Genomic DNA, 20254 nt, shown 5'->3' with positions numbered 1-20254 from the left:
CCAATAGATTTACAACTGATTTAAATATGAACACAATAAATTTGAATTTCGACCGAAATCACATCTGGCATCCCTATACATCAACTATCTCACCTCTCAATTGCTATCCGGTCAGTCATGCTGCAGGGAATCGAATTCATCTGGAAAGTGGTGAAGTGTTGATCGATGGGATGTCTTCTTGGTGGGCCGCCATTCACGGTTACAACCATCCCCGGCTGAACACCGCCGTCACCGAACAGTTGTCACGCATGTCGCATGTGATGTTTGGCGGTCTGACTCATCAGCCGGCCGTGAGTTTGTGTCAAAAATTACTGCAAATGGTTCCCCCTTCACTCCAGCATGTCTTTCTTGCAGATTCAGGATCGGTTGCTGTTGAAGTGGCTTTGAAAATGGCGCTGCAATACTGGCATAGTCGCGGAGAATCCCGGCCGCGCTTTTTAACCCTTCGTCACGGCTATCACGGTGATACTTTTGCGGCCATGTCAGTCACAGATCCGGACAATTCGATGCATCGTCTCTATCGGGGGTTTCTGCCGGAGCATCTGTTTGCAACCTCGCCACAGACCGGCTTTTATGAGCCGTGGAATCCACAGGATATCGACGATTTTCAGTCTCAGCTCGAACAACATCACCAAACCATTGCAGCGGTCATCCTCGAGCCGATTGTTCAGGGCGCAGGCGGCATGCGGATTTACCATCCTCGCTACTTACAAGAAGTCAGAAAGCTGTGTGATCAGTTCAATGTCTTGCTGATTGTCGATGAGATCGCCACCGGATTTGGCCGAACGGGGAAACTGTTCGCGTGTGAACACGCGCAGATCGAGCCGGATATCCTCTGTATCGGTAAGGCATTAACCGGTGGTTATATGACGTTGTCAGCCACTTTGACCACTCAGCACATTGCCCAAACCGTCTGTTCCGGAGAAGCGCAATGTTTTATGCACGGCCCGACATTTATGGGCAATCCGTTAGCCTGCGCAGTTGCCGAAGCGAGCTTGAGTCTGATTGAAACGGGCGATTGGCAAACCCAGGTGCAGCAAATCGAGCATTTTTTTGCCACTCATCTGCCACCGCTGCAACAGTACGGGATGGTGAAAGATGTCCGTTGGCTCGGTGCCATCGGCGTTATAGAAACCCATCAGGCTGTCAGCATAGAAGCTATTCAAGCTCATTTTGTCAGTCAGGGGGTGTGGATTCGTCCCTTTGGCCGATTAATTTACCTGATGCCGCCTTACCTCTCGACCGCTGATGATTTGGCTCAGTTGGTGCAAGCCATTGAACAGGCCTTGCAACAACCGGCACTATTTTTTCAGTGATTCATTTTTCAGAACTCCGAACGGATGAATGATCATTTAGTGGGCTGGGCGATACGCCTCGCCCATGTCTACGACTATCGATCTTGTGCTGATAATCTTCGTGAATCAAAGCAATTCAACACCATTGCCAACAGCCAGCCGCAAAACAACCCTCCAGCATTGGCTGCCAAATCCAGCCACTCTCCGTAACGATTGACGTAAGGTTGAACCAGCTCAATCCCGCCACTGTAGACCAATAAAGCGACACCGATCCATCCCCAACACCGGGGTTGCCGCAATGCCACCGGAAACATTAAAACGGCATAACCGATCAAATGGTGGGTTTTGTCTGTCCCCGGAACACTCGGTAAGGTGGCAAGCGGCCACAATGACAAAACCGTGATAGCGACAAGGATCAATCCCGTGATGATTAACCAGTATTTTTTCACTATTTGTAATGATCTGATAATAAGGGACATGAATACGCTCTAAACTGACGTGAATGCAATATGGCGCTTATTCTCCGCGGATGTCAGGGCCAAGGCAAATATTTATTTAGGGTGGTCAAACGATTGCGTTATCGTTCACCTTCCCAAATCTTTTGGCAAGGGATTGAACCGATATTTTCTGCTGCTATAGTGCCCGCCAATGAACCAGACAAGGGTCACAAAATGAATGCAAATACAGTAGAAATCATTGGTTACGCCGCCTCACTGATGGTGGCACTGTCATTTACAATGAAAGATATCGTCAAACTACGAATCGTCAACTGCATCGGCTGCCTGCTATTCGTCACTTACGGTCTGATTATTGATTCATGGCCCGTGACACTTGCCAACCTGTTTATTACCGTTGCCAACATTTATTATCTGCACAAAGCACGCAGAGAGGCCCATCAGGTATCGGGCAACATTTAACTGTCAGAGCATTACACCAAGTTATCCTTATTTTATCAGCACGCAACTTATCAACGTACAACCATGGATAGTGGTTGGCCATAGGTGTCTTATTTCAGAGAAATGACACAATTGAAACGCTATCCATTGCTCAGAATGGTACATTTGACTCTACCACAATCAGTTTATTCGGACTTATGTACAACAGAAATTTAACGCTCGATATTTTCAAAATCGTCTTGGCTCTCATGGTCATCGGTATCCACAGCAATTTTCTCAGTGAACTGACCACTGAAGGGTACTACCTCATTACCGCCGGTATTTTCAGAATTGCGGTTCCGATTTTCTTCATTATCAATGGTTATTACTTTATCTCCATAGCCTCTACAGACAAGTTGCTCCAATGGAGCAAAAGAGTCGCAATCCTCTATCTGTTCTGGACCATCTTCTATGCTTATTTTTGGCTCAAACCACTCACGCTAAATTTCGTCGGGATGATGAGCGTGGTTGAAACACTCATCGGTGGCTATCACCATTTATGGTATTTAATTGGCATGCTTGGCGCAGGGCTAATGACCTATGTGTTCAGAGAACAGACACGAACAGGCATACAGCTTGCGTTACTCTGTTTTGTGTTGGGTGTGATGGTGCAGTACATCGGCAATTACCATCTGATGCCTTCGACATTTGCCGATGAGATCTTCAACATTGGTTTCACCCATCGCAATTTTTTATTGTTAGGCTTCCCGTTCTTTTATCTCGGTTTCTTCATCCGCAAACATCAACTGTTTGCCCAAACATCGACGAGTACACTCTTCCTTGCAGCCCTAATCGGCATCGGACTCCTATTGGGAGAAAGCTGGTACAACCTTCATCAGCCGGCTCGTACCGGGGTGTTTGATAACTATCTTTCGCTGATATGGGTCTGCCCGGCATTATTTCTGCTGGTCATGCGTTCTCAGCGCACCACCAACAACAAGCATCTGACCCATTTTTCGACGGCCATTTATTTGATCCATCCATTCGGTCTAAGTGTTCTGACGAAAATTCATCCGTGGGAAAATACGCCTATGGCAATTGGATGTGTGCTGCTGTCCATGGCTTTCTCTTTGGTACTGATACAGGTGTATAAACGGGTGGGTTATATTCTTTAGTATAAATCACGCTTTAGCATAAATTACGCGGGCATTCTCATTGCGAAATGTAAGCCCGCGCTTTTCACTACACCGTGACAAATACGTTTTTACCTAATTCATCTCAAACTGTTGATCCAACCAGTTGAACGCGGCTTCCTGCATATCTTCGGTAAAAATATGTCCCTTATCAGGCCAGATTCGCGTATTGAGCTTATCCTCTGCCCCATTGGCCCGCCACACCTGATGCAGTTTATCGAATGCTTGTTGGACAGAATCGACGGGAAACAATGGATCTAATCCTCCGGCAAACACCAACATCGGCTTCGGTGCTGCAATGGCAGCAACATCGGGATAATCCAGATAACGAGCCATATATGGGTGTAACATCGTAAATGCAGACTGCCCTTTGAGCTGATTATTACCGGGCACCATCAACCCTTTCATCGTCCCCATCCATGAATCAACGATACTCGCGGTGATGTCTTCCGATAACGCTGCCACTTGCCAAGAGCGGAATGCCCCCATGGAGAAACCGACGGATGCGACTCGTGACTTATCGACTTGCGGCCGACTCGCCAGAAACTTCGCGGCCCGCAAATCATCCAGCGCAATAATCCCCGCAAACGAACTGCCTAAATTAAATAAGTTCGAGGCCAGCGCCTGTTGTGAGTCGGTTCTAAATCCTTCAACGGAGCGATCCCCCCACCCCAGCGCATCGATAGATAAAACCACGTAACCACGTTTTGCCAATTCATCACCGGGAAAACGATCGGTAAAATAGCGATGCGCCCATTCGCGTGATGACGATAAACGGGCATCATCTCCCCAAGTCTCAACAAACTTCTCTTTACCGATATCAAACCGCGCACCGTGATCATGTAAAAATAGAGCGGCAGGGAAAGGCCCGTCTCCCTTTGGGGTTAACATCAATGCCAGCACCCGACTCTCATAACTGATATTGAACACAACTTTCTGGGCGATATAGCTGCCTCGATCGATCTGGTCAATCACCAGCGGATTAAACGGCGTGTCATCCCGATAAGGTAAAATAATTTCCTGTGCTTTTGCCTTTGCGATACTGTGCCACACCTCTGGATTGTATCCGTCATGCCAAGCAAGTTGGTACGGCATCCGCGCCGCTTTCAATTTCTCATAAAACAGCGGAAAGCTATTATCCGGTGAATCAATTTCTTGCGTAACGTAATCCGGCCCTGTCGGGGCATGATGACTATGAGCAAATACGGCTGAGCTGGTCAGCGTGATCATGCTCGTTATAAGTATGGTTTTCATCAACTGATTCATTTGACTATCCTTAAACGGAAAAGAGCGCTGAACCGCATACACTCGATCTATTTTTTAAAATTGAAACGACGTTTTACTTTACAGGAAAATAAAGGAGCGAGTGAGTTAGCAGGATCACAATCAGGCGAATTGATCGTCATTCATCCTCTCGCCATTTATTTATATGAGGTTTTACCTATGCCATAGATAGATATAATCGAATTTACTAAATGATAATAATTATCAATAATAATCATATCGAAGCAGATGATTCAGGTTGGACACCCCATGAAAAAGACCATTAGTTTTGCAGCCATTCACTTCAGTATTGCGTTTACCGTTGCCTATATCTTGACTGGCGATGTGATTCTGGGAAGTTTAATTGCCATGTTAGAGCCCATGATCAATACCGTGGCATTCTATTTTCATGAAAAAGTATGGTCTCAATATGCACCGCTACAGCGTTATGCTTCCGCACCACATATTAAAACGGCCAGTTTCGCGGTGATCCATTTCAGTGTCGCCTTTAATGTAGCTTATCTACTGACCGGTAGCTGGCTGATCGGTGGCGTCATGGCTCTGATTGAGCCTAGCATCAATACCTGCGCCTATTACTTCCACGAGAAAGTGTGGCAAGGAAAAGCACAACATCAACCATGGCAGTGTGCTCACCACAGCGCGGTAACACCATCGTAGTCGTGTGCCACATGAGGGGTGATGTCTATCACAAAATCTGTTAATATGACGCTTATCTATTAAGTTGGCCGCAAGGCCAGCTTTTTTCATATTCACCACTCAATCTGGAATTTCCTGTGCTATCAACTGCAAACATCACCATGCAATTTGGCGATAAGCCATTATTTGAAAACATCTCCATTAAATTTGGTCACGGTAACCGTTATGGTCTTATCGGCGCGAACGGTTGCGGTAAATCCACCTTTATGAAAATTCTGAGTGGTGAACTAGAACCTTCCGTCGGGAGTGTTGCAACTGATCCCAATGAACGGATGACCAAGCTGGGACAAGACCAGTTTGCATTCGAAGCGTTCTCCGTCATCGACACCGTGATTATGGGCCATAAAGAGTTGTGGGAAGTCAAAGAAGAACGCGACCGCATTTATGCATTGCCTGAAATGTCAGATGAAGACGGCATGCGAGTTGGTGATCTGGAAACAGAATTTGCCGAAATGGACGGCTACTCAGCCGAAGCCCGTGCCGGAGAACTGTTGCTCGGACTGGGAATCCCGGAAGCACAACACTTTGGGCTGATGAGTGAAATCGCCCCGGGCCTGAAACTGCGGGTGTTGCTGGCTCAGGTTTTATTTGCCGAACCGGAAATCATGCTGCTCGACGAACCAACCAACAACCTGGACATGCATACGATCTCTTGGTTAGAGCAGACGCTGCTGGCTCGCAACTGTACCATGATTATCATCTCGCATGACCGCCATTTTCTGAATACCGTCTGTACCCATATGGCCGATCTGGACTATGGTGAGCTTCGCTTGTTCCACGGTAACTACGATGAATATATGATTGCCGCAGAACAGAGCAGAGAACGTCTCCATGCTGACAATGCCAAGAAAAAAGCACAAATAGCGGAATTGCAAACCTTTGTCAGCCGTTTCTCAGCAAATGCATCAAAAGCCAAACAAGCCACATCACGCCAGAAACAGCTTGAAAAAATTCAGCTTGAAGAGGTCAAACCTTCCAGCCGTCAGTCACCGTTTATTCGATTCGAGCAGGAGAAACCGCTGTTTCGTAATGCGCTCGAGGTCAACGCCCTCAAACAAGGGTATGGTGACAACATTCTGTTTAGCGATGTCAATCTAATGGTCGAAGTCGGTGAACGGATTGCCATTATCGGGGAAAACGGGATCGGGAAATCAACGCTGTTGAATACACTGGCAGGTGTTATTGCTCCGATGTCCGGTGAGATCAAATGGTCAGAAAACAATAATATTGGTTTCTACGCGCAGGATCATGCCCATGAATTCAGTGAAGACCTTAGTTTAATGGATTGGATGGGACAGTGGAAAAAAGAAGGCGATGACGAGCAAACCGTGCGCAGTATTCTGGGTCGGATGCTATTTTCACAAAATGAGATTAAGAAGTCAGTGAAGGTCATCTCCGGTGGAGAACAAGGTCGCATGTTGTTCGGTAAGCTGATCATGCAAAAACCAAATATTCTACTGATGGATGAGCCGACCAACCACATGGATATGGAATCGATTGAGGCCCTGAACTTAGCACTCGAAAACTACCCGGGGACGCTGTTATTTGTCTCTCATGACCGTCAATTTGTTTCCTCAATCGCAACCCGCATTATCGAAATTACCAAAGATGGCGTGCATGATTTCCACGGTACTTACGATGAATATCTGGCGAAACAAGGTCTGATCGGCTAGTCAAACTCAGATTGGCTGGATATGGGGAATCGGGACGTGAGTGCCGCGGATCTCCTGCTCAGCCAACTATTTTACATTTGAATCACCCGCACACTCGACTGGACTGTCCCCGCATAACCCCCCCGATCCACAACTACATGCCAATGCCCTGAATAAGGCACCAGAAACATACTCACCGTGTCCGTCATATGGCCGCCATTATATTTATAATTGCGACGTTGCTTGTATTTTTGAAAATTGTCATCATCGAGCAGAAGTACATTGGCTGTATTATTTTTCAATGTCACTTCTATTTTCTGCCCCCGCTCACAAATATTAAGATCGTAATGGGTAAATTTCATTATCTCTCCAAAAATACATATTCGAACCGACCTTATTGATCGAAGATACATATTCAATCACTCGATCATATTGAATTTTTCGTCATAGATCACGGAATAAATAGATAACAAAATCATCTCTATAGCACAATCTGAAGTATCAATATTGTTTAATCTCTCTCGAAAATTTTTAATTGATATGCAACCCAGTGATAAAAACTGACACTTATTATTGAATTGATTTCATATCATATCAATTGATCGCGGTTTTCAATTCAATTCCATATAAAAAATAATGAAAAGGCAGATGGTCTGAGCAGATTGATGTTCAAAGAAGGGATTATATATTTAAAAATGAAGGTTAAAAAATAAAGGGCAATTGATGACTCATTGCCCTTCATTCAGTCATATATCAAATTAAAAATAATTGCTTAAGCCCTAAAGACACTACAATTAAAACAACCGGGATTGCCGTTATGAATTTGTAGATAGTGCACCTGATCGTTTTTAAAATTATTGCGGATAACTTCTTCCAGAGCGGGGCCTTGCACCGTCTCAGCATGAACCATCATACTGTTCACATCATAAGCTCTCACCGATAATAATCGAGTCTGCAATATTTCAGGAATTTCGTTAATCGCCAGTTCAACCATTGGTTTATTCGCCCGAACGAAAATAGGCCCCGTTGCGCGATAAGGTGATTTGACATCATGATACGGATAGTGAATTAAAAGGATTTTCTCACCAACTTCAGCTTCTTGCAGCGTCACTCGACAAGGATAACCCGGTTTTTCATCAGCAGTAAGCCAACAGCCATTCACCTCGGCCAGTTGTTCTTCGTCCATCTGCAAATACTGAGAAAAATATTTCTCATCAAGCGCTTTAATTATAAAATCAGTGTTCATATTCACTTCCTTTTATCATTCAATGAAATCCATCAAATGAGCCTACTTATTCAATGTTGAGGGCTGTTTTAGTTTTTTCGCCAACGATTCTGCCAGAATAACCGGTTCAATCATGGGAGTACTATCCAATTTAAAATACTATCCAATTTAAAAAAGGTGACTGCTGATATTTACCTGTTATCAACATCAATATGGTTGTCCCCCTGCTGGCTCACAGTACCGTGTCAGTTAACGAGATTTTATCCAGTTAAAAGCAGCTTCAAGCCCTGTATCTATGCCATTCGTGCGATCATTTTTCGAAAAGAATGACGTAGTGATCGCAGGGGGAATGCCCACTTGATCATACGATACCCGATCGGCTGATAAAGTCTTCATATTCGAAATACCAAAACGAAAGCCATTGGGAAGCGTTTTACCCAGGCTACCCGATAACATCCCCTGTGTTCTTTCACCAATCAATGTCACTTGCTCCGATACACTGAGCATGAGTGTCGATAACTCAGCAGCGGATGCTGTCGTGTTACTGATCAGGACGGCAACCGGCTTTCTATAACCCGGGGATCGTGGATCAAGATAAATGTCATGCTCGGGTTCGAATCCAGCGCCGTCACGGGCACTCTTGATATATCCTAAAGTTGGTTGATCAACAAAATATTCGGCTAAAGCTCTTGCAAGATAAGCATAACCGCCGCCGTTAAAGCGCAGATCAATCACCATACCATCGGTTAATGCAAAATCATCCATAATTTGGGTCATCGTTTGCCTGAACACGGCTAAAGTCTCGGCATGGTCATTGCCTGCTACAAAATCACTCCATCCATCAATATATAAGTAACCAATATTATTATCCTTTCCCTTTCCCCAGATAATATGTTCACCTAGAGCACCCGATAAATTAAGCTGATTGGTGATAATAGACTGAATGAGCACCTCATTATCATCAATATACTTTTGAATCGCCGTATTTTCAGATTCGGTGAAAGGTGCAACCAGGCCATTATCATCAATATATTCTTGCCGTAATCTGTCGAATAAAACCGGTCGATCCGATTGCCTGAACCGAGCCAGCTTATCCTGATCTAAGACATACACATGCCCGTTCTGTAATGGGGCGATGACTGCTGACATAGTATCGAAAAGTTCATCTCGCGTTGAATTTTCCGAAATCTGACTATGAGCCTGCAGTGTGATAGCAGTCCAATCAACATCAGGGATATCTAAATTGTAATAATATTCATCAAAGGTCTGTAAAAAGATATCCAAGTTTCTGATCGGATCGTTTTCCATCTCATTGACGATACTCAGATTGGTTAGACAGCTATCAGGTAACTCAGCATGTTTCACATACTTGATCGTGTAATCTGTCGGATAAGCATTCAAACCCGGATAAGTAAAGCTGACTAATTGATCATCGACCTGTTGATAATGTTTTTCAAATGTAGCCTTGCTTAATGTCTCTTGGTTTGTTAATACACAATAATCCGAAGTAAATTCATAATGTGTTACCGAATCAGACATAATTTTCAATACAGAACCATAACTCTCTGAGACCCATATTCCTTGTGCAAAAAAATTATGATTTTCATGATAACAACCACTTAAAATAAATATTGAAGTGATTGTGCTCCCTCTTATTAATTGTTTCATTTTCCACTCGCCATCCGTTATTTACCGTAATGAATAAGTTAACGGATTCTGCGCGGCCTTTGTGTAGCAGTTTGTCTGTAAATTAAGACCAAAATAAACAAATAAAGCGAGTCAATAATATTTTATGCACCTAGATTATCTTTAGGCATTATTCCAATGACAATCTTCAAATTCAGGTAAAAACTAATTATACCCTTGATTTTTATATGATAAAGATAGATTGCGTTTATTTGTCCGACTGATGTTCACGACTGAAATCACAATATAGCCAGACCATACGATCTAAAAACCAACTTTTTGCAAGATAAGTCACCAGCACCGATAAAATACAGAGCTGTATATCGTACTGATAAACGCCCCACCCCGCTAATATGAGCCCAAGCGTTGACGTCAAATGGAGAATAATAAATAAAGGCAATTGATGCTCTTTAGGCAATGGTTCTTTATCCCGGTTTAAATAAATTCGTTCCCCAAGCACGGACTTCGTTGCCCAGCTTTGTAACGAGAGCGGTTTCGGAAATAAGATCGGATTTAAAAACATCCACACCAACGACATCACCAAAACAGAGATACTCCACCAGACACTCCACTCTCTCAATAAACCCGCAATAATAAAAAGTGGTAAAACACTATATCGGGTCCAGACACTCCACGGATTGGCATGTCTGTCCCACCCGTTGCCATCTAAATGAAACAGTGTCGCTAATTTACGTTCAATGGTCATTTTTCACCTACCTATCATATCAATTCATCATAAAACGGATCACACCGACAAAAAGCGATGCGTTTCCAGCAGAGCAATCCTTATGTCCGACTTGGGAACTTAAAAGTAAATCGCGCGCCCCCCAAATCAGATCGTCCGGCACATACCGAACCTTGGTGCCATTGTGCGATATGTTTGACAATCGCTAACCCAAGTCCATGCCCTGAAGCAGTATGACTTCGCGCGTTATCCAATTGTTCGAATGGTAAGAAAATCCGCTCCCAATCGCTTTCATCAATCCCGATACCATTATCACAGACGTCAATCACGAACATATCCGTCTCCGCAACAAATGATAAACACACCAACACGGTGGTTCGGGTATATTTACATGCGTTGATTAATAAGTTACTGAGCGCCCGTTTCATCGCAGTATGGTCAATCAGTGCCAGCTTATTGCTTGCTTCTGGTGCAATCTGCAATTGATAATTGATGTTCGGATAGAGTTGAAAGACACTCACACATTCATCATCAATCAATTGGGCAAGATTATGTTTAGCAAAGGAAAGTAATTGACTGTCGCCACTATAACGCGATAAAACCATGGTCTGGTTAATTAAACTGTCCAAGTCTTCAAGGCTTTTAGAGATCGATATTTGATACCTTTCCTTTTCTGTCTCCGTCGTGGCGCTAGATAACATCTCAAATGCAAATCTCAGACGATAAAGCGGGGTCCGCAAATCATGTGCAATGGCATTGGTGAGGGTTCTCTGCCCTTTCAGCAATTGCTCGATCCTATCCGCCATGCGGTTAAAAGCATTCCCTAAGGTCGCCACCATCGAAATCTTGTATACCACCGCCCGGCTATTCAAATCACCATTGCCGAATTGCGATGTCGCCGCCAGCAGGTTCTTCAAATCCCTCCATAGCGGATAAGTCCAGAAAAACATACACACCGAAATTGAGAGTACGAAAACAAGTACCAACACAATGATCACTGACGAGCTAATCGAGGACATCGGAATTAAATTGGCTAAAAGGAACGAGTCCCCGTCACTCAGTTGGATATAAAATGTAATTTCATCGGTTGGGTTGGTTCGCCAGAAAAAAGAATGTGTCGCGAGTTGATTCTGTTCGGTTTGACTGAGCTTGATCTGATTTCTTTTGACAATTTGTAAATCAAACGGAAAGTTATTTGAAATGTCACGCAACAGCGTCGGCCAATGTTCTCGTTCAGTCGCTGCAAACTGTTCCTGAAGCAAATACACAGTCCCCTTTGAACCTCGCCGTATTTTTTCTGCTTCTGAAGAATCAACAAATATTTTTAGGATGAAATGACTATTGCCAATCTTCTTAATTAAAAATTCAGGTTCTTCATTGAAAAAAATAATTTGATGCCGTTCGATTTCTTCTCGGTTCAATGACCCAAAGTTAGTCTTATTGATATCAAGTAACTGAAGCGAGAAACCGAAATGTTGACTCAATTGATCAATATCTTGCTGCCAGGTATCGATCGGTATCGTATCAAGCCGGGACTCAATCAAAGTAAATGTTCCTTGGTAGATCCGTTCATACCGCTGCCCTTCGATATAATTATTAAACGACAATATGGGATTCAAAGGACTTGGGTAGAGTAGAAAAAATAAGGGGCCGAAGACCAGAAACCATAGTCCTAAAAATGACTTTATCATCGAAATTCACTCACTGTATACGCACAATTGATAACCAATCCCTCTGACAGTTTTTATCAGATCGCCACTATTCTCCAATTGAATTTTTTTTCTTAATCTCGATATTCTGCGGTCAATTGAACGATCGATACCATCATATTCAAATCCTCTGAGTCGATGAATCATTTCGTCTCTGGAAACAACTTTCCCGATAGACTGAGCCAATAAAACCAATAATTCAAATTCAGCACTGGTTAAATCAACACTCATCTGATTGATTGTGACGCTTCGGCTGACAAGGCTAATTTTCAGAGGGCCGAATTGATACTCAGATTCATTGTTCACGACACTTGGGATGATATGTTTTGCCGTATAATCTCTTTGGGTACAACGCAATAATGCATGAATACGGCTCAATAATAGTTTCGGTTGTACTTGTTTCACTACATAGTCATCGGCACCGACTTCCAATCCCATGACCTGATCAATATCGTCTTCTAAAGCCGTCTGCATCAATATGTATCCTTGGTATTGATTGCGGATTGATTTACAGACCTCCATCCCATTCATTCCGGGAAGTAAGATATCTAAAATCACCAAATCGGGATGAATGCTAAGAATTGTCTTGACTGCATCAATCCCATTATCGACGGTCACAACATTAAAATTATAGCGACTGAGGAAATCTTTCATAAGCTCGGCCAACTCAATGTCATCTTCAACCAGAACAATCGTTTTATTGCTGATCATATCCATCATATTTGTATCTATCATAGAATAGAAATCGTTGAGTCATCGGTTGAAATTATATTTATTTCAAATAGTTAACATCAATAACTCAACCCCGAATATTACCTGAACCTATTAATATATAGGAATAGTATATCCATTCTATTTTTCGTTGACTGTGACTATTTGTGACATCTCCTGCTCATCGCTCAGGTACTCACATGCAATGAATCTCCCCTGTTACGGAGCACTCATTGCATATACAAAGCGCATAAAAAAGCCGGGATCTGATTCCCGGCTTTCATCTATGATTCATGTTAGGGTTGAATAATGCTTATCCGATGTGAGTCAGACCACCCATATACTTGCGTAGCACCTCAGGAATCGCAATACGCCCATCCGCTTCTTGATTATTTTCCAAAATCGCAACCATTGTCCGGCCAACGGCAAGACCGGAGCCATTCAGGGTATGCACCAACTCGGTTTTTTTCTCACCTTTGCGGCGGAAACGCGCCTGCATCCGACGTGCCTGAAAATCCCACATGTTTGAACAAGATGAAATCTCACGATAAGTCTCCTGTGCAGGCACCCAGACTTCCAGATCGTAAGTCTTACGTGCCCCAAAGCCCATATCTCCGGCACACAGAATCACTTTACGGTAAGGCAGCTCTAATAACTGAAGCACTCTTTCCGCATGACCCGTCAGTTCTTCCAAGGCATTCATTGAATCTTCAGGGCGGGTAATCTGTACCAGCTCGACTTTATCAAACTGGTGCATCCGGATCAGGCCGCGGGTATCCCGACCATAAGAGCCCGCCTCAGAGCGGAAACACGGTGTATGTGCAGTCATCTTCAGCGGCAGTTCAGATTCATCCAGAATTGAATCACGGACTAAGTTCGTCAGCGGAACCTCCGCAGTCGGAATCAGCGACAAGCGACGCGGCTCTTCATCACTGACTTTTTCTACCAACGGTTCCGTATGAAACAGATCTTTGCCGAACTTAGGCAGTTGCCCTGTACCATACAGCGTATCGGCATTGACCAGATAAGGGACATACATTTCGGTATACCCATGCAAATCCGTGTGCAGGTCAAGCATAAACTGAGCAATCGCCCGGTGCAGACGAGCAAACTGGCCTTTCATCACGATAAACCGGGCACCGGTAATTTTAGTTGCACTGGCAAAATCCAGGCCGTCACCCATTTCACCTAAATCAACATGATCCTTAACTTCAAAATCATATTGCTTCGGCTCACCCCAGCGGGAAATTTCAACATTACTCTCTTCATCCAGCCCATCCGGTACCGCATCATCAGGAATATTGGGGACCGACAATGCAATATCTTCCAGCTGTTTCTGTACCTGATCCAGTTCGACTTTACGGGCGTCCAAATCACTGCCCAGAGAACCGATTTGCTGTTTGATCGCTTCCGCGCCGTCTTTATCACCGGCCGACATCAGTTGACCGATCTGTTTCGAAATGGAGTTGCGAGTGGATTGTAAATTTTCAACTTCGACCTGAATCGATTTACGCTTCTCTTCAAGTTGACGAATGGTCTCTACGTCGAGGGTAAATCCGCGACGCGCCAGTTTTACTGCTGTTTCATCCAGCTCTGTGCGAAGTAATTTAGAATCCAGCATTGCTAATCCTATGCTTAATGGGTTGTAAAAAGCGCTCTGTTCTGTACCAATCAGATGGTCACAGCACAAAACGTCATGAAAATTGACATGCCCAGTCCCCTGACAGATAGCCTGACAGATAACCTGAAGCAATTTGGGTATAAGAGATTAACGAAAAGTGGCTATTTTTCATAGCGCTTTCGTGTGCTTTTTGCGTCTAACTCAGCCAGATATTTGAGTTTCTCGTTGATCTTCCCTTCCAAGCCTCTTTCTGAAGGATGATAATAGCGGGTGTCTGCCATTTCCGGAGGGAGATATTGTTCTCCGGCAGCATAAGCGCCCGGCTCATCGTGCGCATAACGATATTCATCACCATAGCCCATGTCTTTCATCAATTTTGTCGGTGCATTGCGTAAATGAAACGGGACGTCATACTCGGGTTCATCACGGGCGTCCGCCAAAGCCTGCTTCCATGCGGTGTACACGGCATTGCTCTTGGGGGCACATGCCAAATACACAACGGCTTGTGCTATCGCTCTTTCGCCTTCTGCCGGGCCGACACGCGTAAAACAATCCCATGCGGATAAAGCAACCTGCATTGCCCTTGGATCAGCATTACCAATATCTTCCGAGGCAATCGCCAGTAAACGACGGGCAATATACAGCGGATCGCAGCCAGCTGCGATCATCCGTGCAGACCAGTACAGCGCACCATCAGGGTTTGAACCGCGAATTGACTTATGAACCGCAGAAATCAGGTCGTACCATATGTCACCCTTATTATCGAAACGAGCAACTTTTTCCCCCGCCACTTCCGCCAGCAAGGACAAATCGATAACCTTTCTTCCCGTCGTATCTTCATCGGCCATGTCATATAACAATTCCAGATAGTTCAGCGCCATCCGCGCATCCCCCTGAACCAATTCTGCCAGACGGTCTAATACCTGATCCTTAAAATCAGCGGCAATCCCACCAAATCCTCTCGCCTCATCAGTCACCGCCTGTCGCAAGGCATCGGTAATATCCTGTGTATTGAGTGAGGTCAGCTTATACACCCGCGCTCGGGAGAGCAGTGCGTTATTGAGCTCAAATGAAGGGTTCTCGGTCGTCGCACCGATAAAGGTGATCGTGCCATCTTCAATATGCGGCAAAAAAGCATCCTGTTGCGATTTATTAAACCGATGCACTTCATCCACGAACAAAATGGTACGGAAACCTGCCAGTTGATTTTCCCGGGCACGCTCAATCGCAGCGCGAATATCTTTCACCCCGGAGGTGACTGCAGATACTCGCTCTACACGCGCATTGGCATAGTTTGCTGCCAATTCAGCTAATGTGGTCTTGCCGGTTCCCGGAGGTCCCCAGAGAATCATCGAGTGTAGATGGCCGCTTTCCAGCGCTCTGCGCAGGGGCTTTCCCGGGCCGAGAATATGTTGCTGACCAATATATTGCTCGATCCGCTGGGGTCTCATCTTTGCTGCAAGCGGACGAAAATCTTCATCCCCTGAAAAATCCAAACTATAGTTATCCACAATGATGCTTATCCGTCATGCTTTGAAGCGACTGTTCTTTTTTGAACCTACCGTTCTTTTTGGAACAACTTATTTGAAACTACTGCCGCTGGTCATCCACTTCTACACCCGCAGGAATTTTGAACTGGAACAGATGATTGTCCGGCCGTTTCAGTGTGATATTCTGAAACGAGAATAAACTCTTCTGTCCATCCTGTTCAATCACATCGAATCCTTTCACAACACCTTGTTGATCAATTCGAATATGAAACTCGCCTTGTCTGCTGTCTGTTGCCGTCGGCACCAGTGTAAAATCATCTCCTTGCTGTGAAACACGATAATGTTCCCAATCCTGTTTTCGGTTTCTCGTCAACAACACAAACGGTGTCTGCTCGGTTGCCTGAGACTGATTATAGACAGACACCTGCTCAACAAAAGGATTGTAATACCAAACGGTTGTACCATCAGAGACCAGCAGGTTCTCATCCGGTGTGACGGTCTCCCAACGAAACAGACTCGGACGAGCAATATCCACTTTCCCTTCTCCCTGAGAAACCACTTCCCCATCCGGGCTGACAACCTGCTGTTGAAAATGAGCACTGAATCCCTCATTTAACGCAAGCCTCGCACTTAATTCATCCTTCGGATCCGCCAGTGCTGAAAAGCTACAGGCCATTGATATCAATAGAAAGAAGGCAACCAGTTTTTTCATGTGTTCTCCGTTGCTGAACAAATGTGAATTGTTATTGATGGATATAGACCATTATTTTCGGCTGTTTGTCATGTATATGTCGAAAAAATATATCAATCGGAAAAAATGCGGTGCGATGATCCAACCGACCACCAATCACGCTCAATTGCAGTCACTTCATTTGCAAGCAACACTGTTTAAATTTTTTACCGCTGCCGCACGGACAAGGGTCATTTCTACCGACTGTTTTATACGGGTTGACGCGATGTGACCGAGCACCACTTTGCTGTTCATCCGCTGCACAAGCCACTTCATGAATCATCATATTCAGATGTTCAACCATATCTGTCAGATAAGGCGGTGCGTCAACGCCGGCCTCTTTCATCTGCTGACGGGTCTCTGCTTCATCAATCGCTAACATCAGCGTCGTCAACAACCCTTGTAACATTCTTTGTGTGCCGTCAGATACAGCGACACGTTGCCAGTGGGGCTCCACTAAAGGCCAGACTCCCATAAACCCTGACGCAAACTCAGCCAATGCTTCGCGGTCAGTCACATCCAGAAAGTCACCAACGGTGTACTGCCGGGCCAGTAATGCTGAATACTGCTGTTGATAATGAGCCGTTAAAGCTTGCTCTGCTGTGTCTGTGAGTTCAGTCACCAGATGAGACATCCATAAATGAGCTTCCAACGGCTGACAAGCCATATTGGCTGCCAGAACTGCCCCTTCAATCAGTAATGGCGACTCGTCAGTCAGAAGCTCAGTTACATTCAGCAATTGATAAGTCATGATATATGTTGTTCCTGTTTTTCAGTCATTGGCCATTATACCCAGAACGTAAATCAATGACACGCAGCAGAAAGATTCTGGCGTGACATTTGCGACCGAGCCAATTACAATCGCGCGTCCTGATAAAAGAGCGGAAATTTATGCGTATTGTTCTGGGCCCGATGGAGGGTGTTCTCGATCATCTGATGCGAGAAATACTGACAGACATGAATGATTATGACCTGTGTGTGACGGAGTTTGTCCGGGTTGTCCATCAGTTGCTGCCTAAACACGTCTACTATCGCCTCTGTCCCGAACTACACCACGGCTCCCGCACCCGTTCAGGGGTTCCCGTGAATATTCAATTACTCGGACAAGATCCGGACTGGATGGCAGAAAATGCTGCGTTTGCCGCAGAACTCGGGGCACATGGTATCGATCTGAATTTCGGCTGTCCGGCAAAAACTGTAAACAAAAGCAAAGGTGGCGCAGCACTTCTGGAATTTCCGGAATTAATTTATCAGGTCGTCAAAGCCTGCCGGGAAGCCGTACCCGGGGAAATCCCCGTTTCAGCAAAAATCCGCTTAGGACTAGAAAACCCGCAAGACTGCTTTGAAATCGTCGATGCCATAGAGCAGGCAGGAGCAAACGAGCTAACAGTTCATGCTCGTACCAAAGCCGGTGGTTACAAAGCCAGTGAAATCAAGTGGGAATATATCCAGCAGATTCGCCAAAAAACCCGTTTGCCATTAATTGCCAACGGTGAAATATGGGATGCGGCCGATGCACAGCGGTGTATTGATGTGACAGGCGTTGAAAGCCTGATGATTTGTCGTGGGGCATTAAATCGCCCGAATTTGGGTAACATGATCAAATACAGTCATGCCCCGCTCTCTTGGTCCGAAATCGTTGAGCTCTTGCTGGTTTATTCTCGCTGTGAGGTAAATGGTGACAAAAGCAAATACTATCCAAACCGCGTCAAACAGTGGTTTTCTTACCTACGCCAAGCTTACCCTCAAGCAAATGCCTTATTCCGGGAGATCCGGACGCTGACAGCCGTAGAACCAATTGTTGAACGGATTAAACATTATCAATCCGAACAGCAGTAGGAATGAATGTAAGCTTGCTTTGATTCTGCAACGATCAACAACCTTAGAAAATCAGCTGATTCTTGCCGCTCTTTTTTGCTATGTATAATTTTTCATCGGCTGATTTCAAGATTGCATCAATCTCATTCAGCTCACCACAAGCCACAATCTCGACCCCACCAGAGATCGTAAAACCACCTTCCACAACCATCTCAGACTCTTCATTCAGAGCTTCTTTGACGCGGAGTAATGTCCTTCTGAGATGACTTTCACGTTCTGCAGTTAAATACAAAACAAATTCTTCGCCACCATAACGGGCAACCGTATCGGTCGCACGGATATGGCATCGAATCTGGTCACCGACATAGCGGATGACCTCATCCCCAATATCATGACCAAAGTGATCATTGATCGCTTTAAAATTATCAATATCAAACATCGCAATCGCGACATAAGACTGATGCGGTGTATGTTCAAGAAAGGCTTCAAATCCACGCCGATTGCGTAGACCGGTCAATGGGTCGCGCACAGCAAGCCCTTCGTAATAACTTTTCGCATGACGGGTATTCATAAACAGGAAGAACACCACAGCTAATATGTACATCACGGAGATAAGCACTAATGTATTTCGCTTCAGAATGACAAACTGATAGAGCTCATGCCCCCAATCCATATCGTAATAAATAACATGATGAAATGAGATTCCCGCATCCTGAAGCAAATAAGGCTGGAAAGCACTTGTTGGTAACGACTCTTTCTGCGTATCCATAAAATGAAGCTTACCCGCAAGACGCTGGTTAGTGTTCAATAGCTTATCCAGCATGATATTCAGTGAAATCACCCCTTCGAACTGATGATTTGAGTAAACCGGCAACATCAAAGAAACGAGGCGTTCAATTGATTGCAGTTCCTGAAGTACCATCGGTCCCCGAATTTGAATCAGTTGTTCTTCGCCCAGATTCTGATACACATCCCAGTTTGGAGATTGAATCTGTTCGAGCACATCTGTCGTCACATTAACCGACAGTGTGTCAGGAGAAGAAATGATATAACCCGATGGATCTATATAATGAACACCAATCAGATACTCATCCAAATCATGCAGCAATGAAATCACCGGCGCCAGTGCAATTTTGAATCCCACTTCATGATGGAGCGGGCTATTTCTGTCGCACAGGGTTTTATCACCAACAATAATGTATTCAAGTGCCTGTAAATGAGCATCGGGGCTTTCCCCTTCATCTGTTGCTGCCAACTTCGGCCGCATATGACATACGCCATTTACAATCGTTGTCGTATGCGTCAGTATCAGAGACTGACGAACTTTGATGTAATTATTCAGACTATAATCCAAAATGGTCAACATCTTGGACGCGCGAAATAATTCCCGTTCGATTCTTTCGTACTCTTCGCTCAGCTCTCTCTCCAACTGCCTGATATGTCCTTCAAACAGCACCCCTACAAGTGCTAAAGCAAAAACGAGTGGGGTCAGAAGTCGCCCTTTTATAGCAAAATTTTTCTTCATTCACAGATATACACTAAGTGGTGGAGTTGTTCCTTTAAGCGTAATACAAAGGAGCACTA

The 20254-nt window shown here is 44.7% G+C and carries 19 protein-coding genes; 6 read left to right on the top strand and 13 right to left on the bottom strand.

Annotated elements, in window-relative coordinates; genetic code table 11:
• Positions 1 to 35 precede the first annotated feature (35 nt).
• Positions 36 to 1316 (top strand): adenosylmethionine--8-amino-7-oxononanoate transaminase, encoded by a 1281-nt coding sequence (bioA, locus tag AC55NX_RS05625; protein ID WP_496994948.1) that lies wholly within the window; start codon positions 36 to 38, stop codon positions 1314 to 1316.
• A 74-nt stretch (positions 1317 to 1390) separates the two neighbouring features.
• Here the strand turns inward: bioA and AC55NX_RS05620 are convergent, their stop codons facing one another.
• Positions 1391 to 1774: a VanZ family protein gene (locus tag AC55NX_RS05620; protein ID WP_496994855.1), complete on the bottom strand. Its 384-nt coding sequence runs from the start codon at positions 1772 to 1774 to the stop codon at positions 1391 to 1393.
• 192 nt (positions 1775 to 1966) lie between these two features.
• Here AC55NX_RS05620 and AC55NX_RS05615 point away from each other — a divergent pair, with 192 nt between their 5' ends.
• Positions 1967 to 2212, top strand: coding sequence for a YgjV family protein (locus AC55NX_RS05615; protein WP_496994947.1), 246 nt, complete (start codon positions 1967 to 1969; stop codon positions 2210 to 2212).
• A 176-nt stretch (positions 2213 to 2388) separates the two neighbouring features.
• Positions 2389 to 3345, top strand: a complete 957-nt coding sequence (locus tag AC55NX_RS05610; RefSeq protein ID WP_496994854.1) for an acyltransferase family protein — start codon at positions 2389 to 2391, stop codon at positions 3343 to 3345.
• Between the two features lie 93 nt (positions 3346 to 3438).
• Here the strand turns inward: AC55NX_RS05610 and AC55NX_RS05605 are convergent, their stop codons facing one another.
• Positions 3439 to 4617, bottom strand: coding sequence for a dienelactone hydrolase family protein (locus AC55NX_RS05605; RefSeq protein ID WP_496994853.1), 1179 nt, complete (start codon positions 4615 to 4617; stop codon positions 3439 to 3441).
• Between the two features lie 279 nt (positions 4618 to 4896).
• On the opposite strand from AC55NX_RS05605, the gene AC55NX_RS05600 reads away from it, so the two are divergent.
• Complete coding sequence (locus AC55NX_RS05600) at positions 4897 to 5304, top strand: DUF2061 domain-containing protein (RefSeq protein WP_496994852.1); 408 nt, start codon at positions 4897 to 4899, stop codon at positions 5302 to 5304.
• Positions 5305 to 5420: 116 nt separating this feature from the next.
• Positions 5421 to 7016: an ABC-F family ATPase gene (locus tag AC55NX_RS05595; protein ID WP_059121011.1), complete on the top strand. Its 1596-nt coding sequence runs from the start codon at positions 5421 to 5423 to the stop codon at positions 7014 to 7016.
• 71 nt (positions 7017 to 7087) lie between these two features.
• On the opposite strand, the gene AC55NX_RS05590 is transcribed toward AC55NX_RS05595, so the two are convergent.
• The 10 genes from AC55NX_RS05590 to AC55NX_RS05545 all read right to left on the bottom strand — a co-directional run bounded on the left by AC55NX_RS05590 (position 7088) and on the right by AC55NX_RS05545 (position 17603).
• The gene (locus AC55NX_RS05590) at positions 7088 to 7357 is read right to left on the bottom strand and encodes a DUF1883 domain-containing protein (protein WP_496994851.1); all 270 of its coding nucleotides are present in this window, start codon (positions 7355 to 7357) and stop codon (positions 7088 to 7090) included.
• Between the two features lie 410 nt (positions 7358 to 7767).
• Positions 7768 to 8241 (bottom strand): DUF1203 domain-containing protein, encoded by a 474-nt coding sequence (locus AC55NX_RS05585; protein WP_496994850.1) that lies wholly within the window; start codon positions 8239 to 8241, stop codon positions 7768 to 7770.
• A 228-nt stretch (positions 8242 to 8469) separates the two neighbouring features.
• Positions 8470 to 9759, bottom strand: a complete 1290-nt coding sequence (locus AC55NX_RS05580; protein ID WP_496994849.1) for a S41 family peptidase — start codon at positions 9757 to 9759, stop codon at positions 8470 to 8472.
• 355 nt (positions 9760 to 10114) lie between these two features.
• Positions 10115 to 10612, bottom strand: a complete 498-nt coding sequence (locus AC55NX_RS05575; RefSeq protein WP_496994848.1) for a DUF6653 family protein — start codon at positions 10610 to 10612, stop codon at positions 10115 to 10117.
• Positions 10613 to 10692: 80 nt separating this feature from the next.
• The gene (locus AC55NX_RS05570; protein WP_496994847.1) at positions 10693 to 12282 is read right to left on the bottom strand and encodes an ATP-binding protein; all 1590 of its coding nucleotides are present in this window, start codon (positions 12280 to 12282) and stop codon (positions 10693 to 10695) included.
• A gap of 6 nt (positions 12283 to 12288) precedes the next feature.
• Positions 12289 to 13017, bottom strand: coding sequence for a response regulator (locus AC55NX_RS05565; protein ID WP_496994946.1), 729 nt, complete (start codon positions 13015 to 13017; stop codon positions 12289 to 12291).
• A 307-nt stretch (positions 13018 to 13324) separates the two neighbouring features.
• Positions 13325 to 14632 (bottom strand): serine--tRNA ligase, encoded by a 1308-nt coding sequence (gene serS / locus AC55NX_RS05560; RefSeq protein ID WP_496994846.1) that lies wholly within the window; start codon positions 14630 to 14632, stop codon positions 13325 to 13327.
• 161 nt (positions 14633 to 14793) lie between these two features.
• Entirely contained in the window at positions 14794 to 16143 is a 1350-nt protein-coding gene (locus AC55NX_RS05555) for a replication-associated recombination protein A (RefSeq protein WP_496994845.1), read from the bottom strand.
• 79 nt (positions 16144 to 16222) lie between these two features.
• On the bottom strand, positions 16223 to 16834 hold the full coding sequence (gene lolA, locus AC55NX_RS05550; RefSeq protein ID WP_496994844.1) for an outer membrane lipoprotein periplasmic chaperone LolA: 612 nt from the start codon (positions 16832 to 16834) through the stop codon (positions 16223 to 16225).
• A gap of 151 nt (positions 16835 to 16985) precedes the next feature.
• Positions 16986 to 17603, bottom strand: coding sequence for a YecA family protein (locus AC55NX_RS05545; RefSeq protein WP_496994843.1), 618 nt, complete (start codon positions 17601 to 17603; stop codon positions 16986 to 16988).
• A 140-nt stretch (positions 17604 to 17743) separates the two neighbouring features.
• Between AC55NX_RS05545 and dusC the strand changes: the two genes are divergently transcribed.
• Entirely contained in the window at positions 17744 to 18691 is a 948-nt protein-coding gene (dusC, locus tag AC55NX_RS05540) for a tRNA dihydrouridine(16) synthase DusC (protein ID WP_496994842.1), read from the top strand.
• Between the two features lie 43 nt (positions 18692 to 18734).
• Here the strand turns inward: dusC and AC55NX_RS05535 are convergent, their stop codons facing one another.
• Positions 18735 to 20195: a GGDEF domain-containing protein gene (locus tag AC55NX_RS05535; RefSeq protein ID WP_496994841.1), complete on the bottom strand. Its 1461-nt coding sequence runs from the start codon at positions 20193 to 20195 to the stop codon at positions 18735 to 18737.
• Positions 20196 to 20254 lie beyond the last annotated feature (59 nt).

Source organism: Vibrio rubrogenes (assembly GCF_059641415.1).
This window is presented reverse-complemented; position numbering and strand designations above follow the sequence as displayed.